At 29.3% G+C, this 12,559-nt stretch carries 8 protein-coding genes and 1 pseudogene; 2 read left to right on the top strand and 7 right to left on the bottom strand.

Translation table 11 applies throughout. The features are described 5' to 3' along the window. Positions 1–428: 428 nt before the first annotated feature. Positions 429–917, bottom strand: coding sequence for a hypothetical protein (locus ACWJKS_RS04950; protein WP_462960582.1), 489 nt, complete (start codon positions 915–917; stop codon positions 429–431). 558 nt (positions 918–1,475) lie between these two features. Between ACWJKS_RS04950 and ACWJKS_RS04945 the strand changes: the two genes are divergently transcribed. Further along, a complete protein-coding gene (locus ACWJKS_RS04945) occupies positions 1,476–3,995 on the top strand; it encodes an N-6 DNA methylase (protein ID WP_462960581.1) in 2,520 nt (839 codons plus the stop codon). 497 nt (positions 3,996–4,492) lie between these two features. On the opposite strand, the gene ACWJKS_RS04940 is transcribed toward ACWJKS_RS04945, so the two are convergent. The 3 genes and pseudogenes from ACWJKS_RS04940 to ACWJKS_RS04930 all read right to left on the bottom strand — a co-directional run. Beyond that, a complete protein-coding gene (locus tag ACWJKS_RS04940) occupies positions 4,493–5,584 on the bottom strand; it encodes a hypothetical protein (protein ID WP_462960580.1) in 1,092 nt (363 codons plus the stop codon). Positions 5,585–5,586: 2 nt separating this feature from the next. Further along, positions 5,587–6,285, bottom strand: coding sequence for a DUF998 domain-containing protein (locus ACWJKS_RS04935; protein WP_462960579.1), 699 nt, complete (start codon positions 6,283–6,285; stop codon positions 5,587–5,589). Positions 6,286–6,375: 90 nt separating this feature from the next. Then, a pseudogene (locus ACWJKS_RS04930) lies at positions 6,376–6,480 on the bottom strand (sugar O-acetyltransferase); the annotation flags it as partial. A 152-nt stretch (positions 6,481–6,632) separates the two neighbouring features. On the opposite strand from ACWJKS_RS04930, the gene ACWJKS_RS04925 reads away from it, so the two are divergent. Continuing rightward, on the top strand, positions 6,633–7,985 hold the full coding sequence (locus tag ACWJKS_RS04925) for an APC family permease (RefSeq protein WP_462960578.1): 1,353 nt from the start codon (positions 6,633–6,635) through the stop codon (positions 7,983–7,985). Positions 7,986–8,167: 182 nt separating this feature from the next. Here the strand turns inward: ACWJKS_RS04925 and ACWJKS_RS04920 are convergent, their stop codons facing one another. From ACWJKS_RS04920 to ACWJKS_RS04910, 3 genes are all read right to left on the bottom strand, one after another. Beyond that, positions 8,168–8,623 (bottom strand): glycosyl-4,4'-diaponeurosporenoate acyltransferase CrtO family protein, encoded by a 456-nt coding sequence (locus ACWJKS_RS04920; RefSeq protein ID WP_462961047.1) that lies wholly within the window; start codon positions 8,621–8,623, stop codon positions 8,168–8,170. An 855-nt stretch (positions 8,624–9,478) separates the two neighbouring features. Continuing rightward, a complete protein-coding gene (locus ACWJKS_RS04915) occupies positions 9,479–11,911 on the bottom strand; it encodes a S24 family peptidase (RefSeq protein WP_462960577.1) in 2,433 nt (810 codons plus the stop codon). After that, the gene (locus ACWJKS_RS04910) at positions 11,901–12,533 is read right to left on the bottom strand and encodes an NERD domain-containing protein (protein ID WP_462960576.1); all 633 of its coding nucleotides are present in this window, start codon (positions 12,531–12,533) and stop codon (positions 11,901–11,903) included. The genes ACWJKS_RS04915 and ACWJKS_RS04910 overlap by 11 nt, the downstream gene beginning before the upstream one ends. Positions 12,534–12,559 lie beyond the last annotated feature (26 nt).

Raw genomic sequence — 12,559 nt, 5'->3', positions numbered from 1 at the left:
ATTTATTATTTTAGCACATATAAAATTATTTAAAACTAAAATATTGAAAAACACTTAAAAATAATAAACTATAAAAAGCTTACTAGCTGTAAACTCATCCTTAACTCCTTTTACTTGTTCGAAATTTAAACCTTTCGAACAAGTAAAAGGTTCTTAGTCATTTTATCTAATGTCTTATAACATTGTTTAACCATATCTGGATGAAGAGACTGTAACTCCTTCTTAAAGTTTTTACTTTCTACAAATTTTTCTTTAGGAATGGATGTGATTATTTTTATAACAGATCCACTATCACATAATTTACTTATAAAATATATAGGTACATCATCATACTTAATAAAACTACAATTTATATCATATAAAATTAATGGCGGCTGTAAACAACTATTGGTATATGATCCATCTGCAGATTTTAAAATTGACGTACTTTATTTTCTTATTCCTTCTTGAAACTTTTTATTAGACACATAATTGTCAAAATTCCTATAACCTGTAGGCTGACTCTTCATAAATTTCGTTATTCCCATTAAGTCCTTAGATCCCCTAATTTTTTTATAAGAATATGCATTTGCAATAGCTTCCTCAAATGAACCTATTGTTTGTATATACACATTTTTCATATAATTTTCATAGAAATTATACTTATTCTTTTCTAACAATATATTTTTAAAAATATCTATTAACATCTCACTTTTAGTTGATTTTAGTTCATATAAAATAGATTTTAAAGGCCCCTTTATATATTCATCATATATATTCTGCATATTTTCTTTTAATGTAATCTCCATAGTCGCTGCAGCTATATCTGTTAAAAAGTAAAAATACTCATGCATAAATAAAAGTTTAAATGTAAGAATTATACTTGTTCGATTATCTATCCACTGGCTCATAAATACATTTTTAGCAACAAAATACAACCCTTCATCAGTAATATATATTCCCCACTTTTGTTGGATACTTGTCCCTTTTCATCCAGGTGGTCCCAATGGAAAGACCTATAGTACTCCAATGCATCTGAACCATGTTCTTTAACCTTATCTTCATGTAGCCTTGTATCAAAATGTTCGTCATCTACTTTAAAAACAAGCTTGCTTAAATCAGAAAATTTGAATTTCTGAACTTTGAACTCATTCTCAACTGAAATAACTATTTTTTCACGATTAGCTGCTCCCTCTGGGATACCATAAGTAATTTAAATTCCTTCAACCCACTTATAATTTCCAATATATTCAAATTATTAATATATTTCTGCTTAATCATAAATATGCTTATATTAATAAGCATTAGTAATCTACTTTTAAAATAATCCGAACTTTATTAATCAAAAGCTGAAGAATAGAAACAAAAATTGGTAATGAAGTGGACAATTTTGCTGCTAACATTCTCTAAACTTGTATAGCTAGTTAATAGTAGAATAAAACAGTATATTACACCCTGTTCTTTTCTGTAATAACTTGTCTCATAACATAAAGGGGGTGATAACTATTAGTAATATAGAGTACAAACCAGCGGATTTATTCAGCGAGGGTGATGTTGAAAATAAATTCATTCAGGAATTTTTTGTTAAAGAATTAGGATATGATTTAAATAAGGATCTAAAATGGAAAGAAAAAGTTACTTATAAGTTAGGTAGAGAAAAACGCACTAAAATTAGCGATTTAATAATTTATAAAGATGGAAATCCAGTAATTGTTGTAGAATCAAAAAAACCTAATGTATCACTTACAGACGGCATTACACAAGTAGATTCTTATGCTTTTGCAAAAGAAGTTGCGTATTCTGTAATTAGTAATGGACGTTCTATAATTTTAAGGGAATATTTAAGTGGAAATAAAAAAGTAAACATAATTGAAAGTACAATAGACAAATTGTATGATTTAAATTTTCAATCTTTAAAGAATATTATTTCAAAAGATAATATTAGCAATTTAAAAAAGCAACAGTTGCCTGAAAAGAAAACCAAGACAAATGAAATAACTGATTATAGAAGATTCTTTAGAAGTATTCATAATATTATTAGAAATAATGAAAGATTTGATTCTGTCTCATGCTTTGATGAATTTAGTAAGATATTATATTTGAAAATGGCAGATATGAACTATAGAGACGACAAAATTGTTAATAAATATTTTGATATTGAAAAATTCAAAAATGTACCTGAACAAAATCCGATGACTTTAATTAATACTTGGTTTAGAAATAGTATGGAACTGTATTATAAGGACGTGTTTGAAGAAATATCAGGACTTAAAATTTCAATTGTAACTTTGGAGAAAGTATTAAAAAAATTAGAAGGTTTTTATATTAACGATGACAAATTAGATATTAAAGGTAGGGCTTTTGAGGAATTCTTACCTTCACAATTAAGAGGAAAAGGATTAGGACAATTTTTTACTCCTAGAAAAATTGTTGACTTTATGGTAGAAATGGCTGATGTAAGTATTAATGATATAGTAACGGATTTTTCCTGTGGTTCGGGTGGCTTTCTTATAAAGGCATTCGGTAAAATGAAAGAAAATTTAACAGTATTGCCCGAGCAAATATTTATGCAAATGGGGACTACGAAAAACGAATTTGAAGGGAATTTAAAACAAAATCAACTATTTGGAATTGATGCTGAACCACGTGCAGTTCGTATTGCCAAAATGAACATGATGTTATGGGGTGACGGAAGAAAAATAGTTAGGGGTAATGGTCTTAGTAAAACAGATTGGAAAGGAAAAAAGTATTTTCTATCACCATATGACGAAATTAAAAAAGAAGGTGGATGTACATTAATATTAGCAAATCCACCATTTATTAAGGAAAGAGACACTGCTATATTATCACAATATGATTTAGCAAAAGGCAAGAATTCAATGGATGCGCATGTATTATTTATTGAAAGAGGTATAAATCTTTTAAGACCTGAAGGCAGGATGCTTATTGTTTTACCAGAGGGGATATTAAGTAATTCTGAAGATTTAAAAACAAGAGAATATATTTTAAGAAATGCACACATTAAAGCTATTATTGAATTGCCTACTCATACATTTGTGCAATCAGGTGTTGAAACAATAAATACAGTTGTTTTATATATTGAAAAATATACGACTGAATTAAAGTATGAGATTTCAAAATTGATCACAGATAATTTGTTAGATAATATAAATAACATTAAAAAGAAGTTAGATTACACCATCTTTATGGCCTCTGCCGAAAATGTTGGTTTTGAGTTAAATGGTAGAGTTTTTGTGAAACATGGAGAAAAAACAGATCTTGATATTATATTAGAAAAATATAATATTGTGGAGATGAAAAACACTAAAGTCGATATTTTAAAAAACTCTCTTAAAAACTTCGATAGTGATTCAAAAAAATCCAGAGGAAAAGAATTATTAAGTGATTGTATGAGAGTTAAAATTAAAAATATTAAAAATAGATTAGATCCATCATATTACTTGTTTTGGAAAAATATTGGAAAGGATTTTGACAATTTTATTCCTTTAAGAAATTATACCATAGAAAGATTTTCTAAAAAATTAGATTTATCGACAGATGAAGCTTTAGATAAAGAATATACACTTTGCTCCGTAAATAAGAATAATGAAAACAATTATCTTGAATTTTCAAAACATGTTTTTGGCGAAGAAATTGTAAATGAAAAACAAAAAAAAATGATTGTTTCTAAAAATACTATTGTATATAATCCTTATCGCGCTATTATAGGTAGTTTTTCGTATATACCAAATAATTTGGATAACAGTATAGTAAGCGGAGCTTATATTTTTGTATTTGATGCAAAGTATAAAATAGATACATCAACTGAATACCAAAAAAGTTATGATGGTATTGGACCTAAGGAAGAGGATATAAATACTATGCACAGGTATAGAGATGCCATAGTATATAAAAATAATAAAACATGTGCCTATGATAATTGTGTTTTTGGAGCCTTTGTACTATTTCCATATAAGAATGAGCGCTTCACATGCAGCATCAACAATAATGCCTAGAATGAATAAGCACCACATTCATAGCAGAGGACTATCAGTTAAATCCTACTTTTATATCCTTCGATATAAAACACCCGATAGCAGTTACATAGTGAGGCATCTATTCATGTTGAGAGACCTAAATATAATTGCCAAAATAGAAAAAAGAAAAAATTGATCTATATGATGTATTAAACTTCAGTGTATATTTGATCCTTTTACAATTTCAAATAGCCTCTTGTAATATAAATCTTTTCCTTACCCACTAAAATTTCAATAAAAATGCTCAAGTTAAAATAACCTGAGCATTTTTTTCTCTTGTTATTTTTAGCAAAACTAATTGCTTTCACAATTTGCTAACATCCCCCGGAGCATTTTCTGAAGGATCTTGCGACTGAGGTTGCTAATATTTTTGAACAATTGAGTAGTCCATTTCTTTATTAAAGGAGAATAATACTCCACCCTTGCTAAATTCATTTCATCAAGACATAAAAAATAAGGTTTATCTATGTTTACCCCTATTTAGTAAAAAATCCGGATACATAATAAAATAAGATATTTTTTCTCTTTGTATAAATATCAACATTGTTTAGTAATTTAAAAGTTTTATTGTTAATACTGTAAACATATAAATATTCTCTATCCTTTGAATAAAGCTTATCATCTTTAATACTTATTTGTCCCAAATTGTTTTCAAGAGTTACAACCTGTTGTTCATTAGTCCTCGGGTCATATATAGTAATTTTATTTCCTTGCATTTGAACTAAATCATAATGAGATATTATTAATTTATTTTTATAATTTAATATTTGAAATGGATACCTTTCTTTAAGCTTTATGTTTGAAACAGTTTTACTTTTAATATTAAATTTACTTAAATTATAGGATCCTCGCTCAGTATCAGATACTTCATATTGGTTAGTAAAATAAATATCATCACCTATTTTAGTTGAGTAATTGTGGCCTTCACCACTTTTACTTATATCTATTATATCTGTAATCTTAAAACTTTTTGTATCAATCAAATACAAATGAGATTTATTTCCATCGCTATCTTTCTCCATTGCAAAAGCATATAAAGTATCATTATACAAGTCAATACGGTCAATATAAATACCTTCCTTCGATATTGTTTTTACATTTCCCGAACGCTTATCATACCAACTTATTATGGATTCATTACTTAAAGTGTTTGCGCTGTAGATTGCTTTATCATTAACAGCAAAACTATTTATACCGTGCTGCTTCATATCATATGTTTTATATTTACTAGTTTCAGTATTATATTCCATAATTACAGTTAACTCTTTCTGATTACCTATTCCTTTTGGAACAACATACATATTCTTACCATACATTCTTGGAAGGTCAAATGACGAACCCATGGACCCTAATTTAATTTTTTGTGTTCCAGTTTTTTTTAAACCTTTATTGTAAAAAGTTAAGTTGCTTTTATTATCTTGTTCAGTTGTTTCAATTACTCCTATGTTAAAGTCTTTATTAGAAGTTGCTTTTTCTCTAGATTGTTTCATATGGAATAAAAAAAGTAATACTAGTACTGATAACATTGATGCTATTATTAATATAAATGGTGATTTGAACTTACGCATAATCACGATTTCTCCTTCACCATAAACTTATAAAATACCCCCACTTTTAAAGCTGAGGTATCCAAATAACTTTTCTCATCTTTATTGAAAGTATAATAATAGGATAGTGTAAACATCATAAATTGCAAGGAATAAATAACCAATCGTTCTGTTAATCCTAAAATATTAAGTCTCATACCCATTCCTATGGGATTGGTTGCTCCTGTTAGTGTTATAACAATGGACATTATTAAAACAAACCTTCCGAGTTTTTTTATTTTTTCTTGCTTTAAGTATCCAACTGCAAGTATAAAACAGGATGAAATTGTAGTGAACATTACCACAACTGTTACTACGATGTGCATCCTATTTTGAAAATTCATAACCGTTTTATCACCCGTCAATGGAAAAAGGATATAGCCAACCATGGAAACAATCTGCATAATCATCATCACAACATATCCTACTCGTGTTACCAAGTGATATTTTCTAAAAGATTTAATGATAAGTCCTGCCACAAATAAAATTGTGCAAATACCATATACGCTTGTAAAAAATTTAAGTATTACAGAATTTGGAGCACCAACTGCTGTTAGAGAACTAATATCTGTTGTAATCGGATTATATTGTTTCCATAGCAAGTTTCCAATAATAGTATGTAGCATATATCCAATTACACCAACCATCCCCAGTGGCATAGATATTTTTTCAATTTTTTTCATTGGTTATACCCTCCCGATATTATCTTATTATTACATAACAAACCTTTTAATTAATTATAACATTATTACCTCATACTGGATATTAGAAAATTACAGTAAGTTTAACTTTGAATCTTTCTCTGTAATTAATCTTATTGGTTTGCACGGATTACCGTATGCAATATAATTATCCGGGATATCTTTTGTAACAACGTTGGCGATAATATTTATCAAAATACAAATTTGAAGGATGTATAAATATGTAAATATTGGCAACAATAATATTGGTTTTATCCCTATAAAACAGTAAAGTATAATGATATAATAAATTATCTGAAAATTATAAATTACGAAAGGGATGGTTAATTATGAAGCCAAAATTAGAAAAAAAGTACGGGCTAATGACTGCAATCGCAATGGTTGTTGGCATCGTAATCGGCAGTGGTGTTTTTTTTAAGGCAGAAAAAGTATTAACTGCAACTGGAGGAAGTCTTCCACTAGGTATTTTGGCTTGGATTATTGGCGGTATTATTATGATTTCTTGCGCCTATACTTTTGCTGTAATGGCAACTAAATACGAGAAAGTAAATGGTATAGTTGATTATGCAGAAGCTGCTATGGGTGAGAAATATGGATATTATGTTGGCTGGTTTATGGCACTAATTTACTATCCAACATTGACATCAGTTTTATCATGGGTTTCAGCTAGATATACCTGCGTATTATTTGGATTTCCAATTACAGGTGGAGAGTGTATGACTATCGCATGTCTATATTTGATAGGTAGCTATGCTTTAAATGCATTATCACCAGTTTTAGCTGGTAAATTTCAAGTTAGTACAACTATTATAAAACTAATTCCACTGATTTTAATGGGTATAATTGGGACAATCGTAGGTATCAATAGTGGTATGACTATGTTTAATTTTACAACAGTAGTAAAAGAAGTAAATACTACGAATGCATTATTTACAGCAGTTGTTGCTACAGCTTTTGCATATGAGGGTTGGATTATTGCTACAAGTATCAATGCTGAATTAAAAGATGCAAAGAGAAATCTTCCACTTGCTCTTATTGGAGGAACTTTTCTAATTATGGCTGTTTATATTCTTTACTACATAGGACTAGCTGGAGCTGTAACAAACGAAGTTATGATGAAAGGCGGAGAAGCTGGAGCTAAATTGGCATTTCAAAAAACATTCTCCTCTACATTTGGTTCTCTAATATTTGTATTTGTTATTGTTTCTTGCCTCGGAACTTTAAATGGATTAATGCTCGGATGTACTCGTGGTATTTATTCATTAGCAGCAAGGGGCTTTGGACCAAAACCAAAAATATTTAAACAAATAGATAGTGAGACTAATATGCCAACAAATTCATCTATACTGGGACTACTTCTTTGTGCTATATGGTTATTATACTTCTATGGCGCTAACTTAACAGACCCTTGGTTCGGATTCTTTTGTTTTGATTCATCAGAATTACCTATAGTTACTATTTATGCATTATATATTCCTATTTTTATTATGATAATGAAAAAAGAAAAGGATCTAAGCTCATTTAAAAGATTCGTAATGCCTATTATTTCATTAGCGGGATGCATATTCATGATAATTGCTGCTTGTTTTTCTCATAAAATGGCAGTTGTTGCATATCTAATTATCTTTGCAATTATAATGGCTATTGGTTCTATGTTTTCGAGCAAAACAAAACTTAATTAGAAGCTAATATCTAATTAAAAGATGTTGTAATGAAGATAAGCCTCTAATCACGATTATTGATATACCATATTAACAAATAAGCAGAAGCCACTTCCTTTCGGAAGTGGCTTTTAAATTATTTATATATGTATTAACAACAAATCTTAGGGTTTGCTAATAATTTTATATGATACAAAGAATACCTAGTAATAAAACTTCACTATATTATCAATTTCTTTAGCAAAATTAGGATGTTTTAACTTATGTTTATTAATCACTCGCCGTACCCGTGGCCGATTATACCGCTGGACAATAATAGGGTATATGTTAAGAAATATATTAAAAAATATTAACCATATTGTTTGCTTAAATGAATATGCCATACAAACATATACGGTAATGATTGCAATTATAATAGCTATAATTACGTGTCCAAATTCAGAAGTCCGGGTTCTGTATTCATAATACTCTAATAAAATTAAAGATTTTCTGATAGGAGTTTCCTTTTTTCTACTGCTCTCCCAATTACTTAATACTAGTAATTTCCTAAAAAAACCAACACCAAGATACTTGTATATTTTACCTTCATCCTCAATACGGTGACAATTAAAATAAGATGATTTGAGTTGCGGCCTCAATAATGTTTCCACTATAGACATCCAAATCATCAGTAAGAAGTTTAGTGAAATACTATATGTTAAGGAACTCATGCTCATAAAAGGGAATAGAATTAAAAAACCTACCCCACCTGTGGTCGTCACTACAATAACACACTCGAGAAATGTGTTTTGCTTTACTTTGATCATGTTGTATGCACCACCCTTCTTAATTTCTAAGTTAACGTCCAGCCAGATTTATGACCAGAGCCACATAAGTTTGAAATAGTTTTTATAATTGCATCATAATTAAGGAGATTCCTTGTTAGGTTTTTCAATATATGCTACTTAACTATTTTAAGTTAGATATGTTTTAAGCGATTCGCTGTTTGGAAATCCCTTTTACTATTTACTTAAACACTATAGATTGATATTCTATAACTGTCATTGGATTATGTTTTAACAACGAAAAAACTACCAAAACCTATGTTTCAGCAGTTTCCTCGCTGGCTGTCGCTTTGTCCCTTTTTTTAGGTGGATGTCCAGACCCCATAGAAGAAACTGGGAACAGTTTGTTCTTGCTAATATCTCTCAATACACGTATAAATTAAATCTTATCTAAACAATTTGCTTTGAATAAACATTTTTTACGACCATTAAATTTATAAATCTAATTTTTTCCCTTTAGGAATAAAACATACTAGTTTAGTTGGATCTTTTTTGTAAATTCATTCTAATTATAGTCTTAATGTCTATTATTTTCCACAAGATTATACGTGTTTTATTTTTTTTGAATTTACATACAATTAAAAAAGAGCCAACAAAATTGACTCATCGTCACTTTGATTGGATCTTTTAAATCTTCTATTTATAACAGCATATCACTCACTACCATCAAAAGTAATATGCTTATTTTTTCTAATTACTACTCTTTACTACCCCAACAGCAACCCCTAAAATACTCATCTGAGTCTCTGCAACATTAATTGGTTCATAATTTGGATTTTCAGACATAAGAAGCACTGTGTCCCCCATTTTAACAAATCTTTTTAATGTAGTATTTCCATCCAAATCTACTGCTACAATTTCATAATTATTTGCAGTGTTTTGCTGTCGTATAACTACTAATTCGCCATCATTAATATTAGCATTTATCATACTATCCCCTCTTACTTTTATCATATAGTTAGTGCTATTTTTTTGGGTCCATATCTCAGGAATGTAAAATTGTTCATCAACAGTAGAGTTTAATAAAATAGGGTCTCCAGCGGCTATTCCACTAAATACATTCAATTTTTTCATGTCCTTAAGTTCTGATACCTCTTCATTTTCAAAAATCAATTCACTAATATTATTGTAATCTCTCATAAATTTATGATTAACATTGTTTCTTAGATCCACGTAACAATAGTTTTCTAAACTAGAAGGCAGCATTGAAGCCTTAAATGGAGGCATATCCTCAATTACTTCCAAATCGCTATTTATGAATAACAAATCTACTCCATCTGTAGCTAACCCATACTTACAAGTTGGTGTCGTACTCATGTAACTCTTTAGTTGCTCAAAGCAATTTACAATCCCAGCACCCTGTCTTTTAACCTCAATGAAAATATAAGGAGTCTTTGTATTATTCCTATAAGTTGAAACAACTACATCCACGTACCCAATTTTAGAAAATATATTAACTTGATACTCTATATCTAAAAGCTTCTCAGGGTATTTATAGTTTTCCTTGAGTTCATTAATAATCCACTGTCTCACTTTTTCTTCGGCTGAATATACATCCGTAAGTTTTTCTTCAAATGAAAAATCTTCTTGCTTAAGGGAATAAAAATTACTCATTAATGTGTTTTCATCATGTTTTAAGAACTTAGGATTTATATCACTAATAAATTTCGAAGGTGTTCCATCCGCAGTCAAATAAAGCCTTTCAGTAGCCCTTGTCATACCAACATACATAAGTTTTCTTTCTCTCGTTTCAAAAGTTCCATCATCGTCAATACTAATACGTTTTAGTGGAATCGATTTAGAATTTAAACCAATCATTATTACAACTTTAAACTCTAGCCCTTTAATTGAATGCATGGTTAGAATTTTAACTTTATCATCACCAAATTCATAACCATCTTGCTTTGTCATAAGTTTAAAAGGTACATTGGCGGTTTCAAGGTAGGTGCTTAATTCTTTAATCTGACCATTAGTCCTTGCTATTATTGCTATATCTCCATACTCATAGTTTTTGAAAAGTTTAGAAATAAGTCTTGTTAAATAATTTGCTTCCAAAGGTTTGTCGGCAAATGCCCTAAATACAGGATAAACACCTTGTTTATCTAATAATGATGGCTTAACATAGTTTTCGTCCTCTATAATTAGTAAATCTTTATCTAATAGGCTATAGGCCGCCTGAGCAATCTGGGTAGTGGTTCTATAATTTTTAGCAAGAGAATTGCTTCTACCTTTAACATCAAATCCTACGCTCAAAAAGCTTCTTCCTTTAACCAACCAAGATTGAGGGTAAATGCTTTGTGCATTGTCGGATACAAACATGGTAGAAGAATAATCTTTATTATTCATTAACTCATATATAAATTCTAACTGAACCCTAGTAAGGTCTTGGCTCTCATCTGAAATTATATGCGTATACTTTTTAATTGGTTTTTTCTTAATCTGTTCTAGTGCTAAAAGTGAAACATCATTAAAGTCAACTTTGTTATTTTCCCTCATACTAATATCATAGAGCTGCATTACTTTATAGATAGCACTTCTAGTCTTTGAATTTTTTTGGAGTTTTTGAGGTCCATCATGATTTGACATTCTACCAATTCTATCAGCACTCTGATATTCCTCGACATCTAGGTATCTACAAGCTTTAATCCATCCAATTTCTTCTAATATAAAATTTAAATTACTGTGCTCTAGTATTTTAACATCAGGATAATATTGTTTGGCATCATAGATAGCTTTTATAATTATACTTGAGATAATCGCCTGTCTGCTCTCAACTTGTAATTTCAGATGATTAGACTTACAGTATTCCATAAAGTATCTATACATCAAAGCATCTATATTTTTAATTTCTAACTTACTCTTATCTATTTCAAAAAGAGAAATAATTTCATATTCCCTGTCTTTTTCAACCTTATCGTAAATATACTTAATATAACTTATTAAACTTTTATTATAAGTTACCATTAAAATTTTATCATCCTTATGAAAACAATAATTTTCTAATAAAAATGGTATTCTATACACTGCAACAGTGGTTTTTCCTGAACCTGCAACTCCCTTGATTAAGGAATGCCCAGCAGGTTTACTTTGAACGAGTTTTCTCTGTTCTACATTAAGTTGCATAATTCTCCCCCCTACACGTAAATCTTTTTATTATATTTATAATATCTTCACCATACTTCTCAAACTTAACTTCTCCAAATCCTTTAATTACAATAAACTCCTGTTTATCTGTAGCTTTAGGATTTGTAGAAACTGTTAAAGAAACTACTGGCAACTTATCGAGACTATACACCTTTAATATTTTCTTTAAAACAATCTCAGCTTTCTTTACAAATCTTGTAAAATTACCTTGACTATCGATTTCAATGTTTCCCTGAAGACTCTTACACTTTATAATGTAAGAGAACTGATGAGTAATCATTAAAAAGTCTATGTCCGCAATACCATCTCCCAGTCCTAACCTAATGTTATGTAATCCATAAAACGGTGCTGGTGGATTTTCAAGTTCAAAATACACTTTGCTAAGACCTTCTTGGACATATTTTTGAAGGTTAAGTTCATTATCAATTTTATTTTTTACAACCTGATCAGTTGAATTGTTTAAAAGTTCCTTAAAATTAAGTATATTCTTACTTTCCTTGTTAAATTCCTTTATAAAAATTGGTGTAGTTATTGTTTTCATAAGTTTACTCTCGAAGCTAACACCAAGTATACTTTTCTTTATTACATCAAAAATACCCATGATACCCCACTTTTTTTCATTAATTG

The sequence above is a fragment of the Clostridium sp. CM038 genome (genome assembly GCF_055081105.1).
This window is presented reverse-complemented; position numbering and strand designations above follow the sequence as displayed.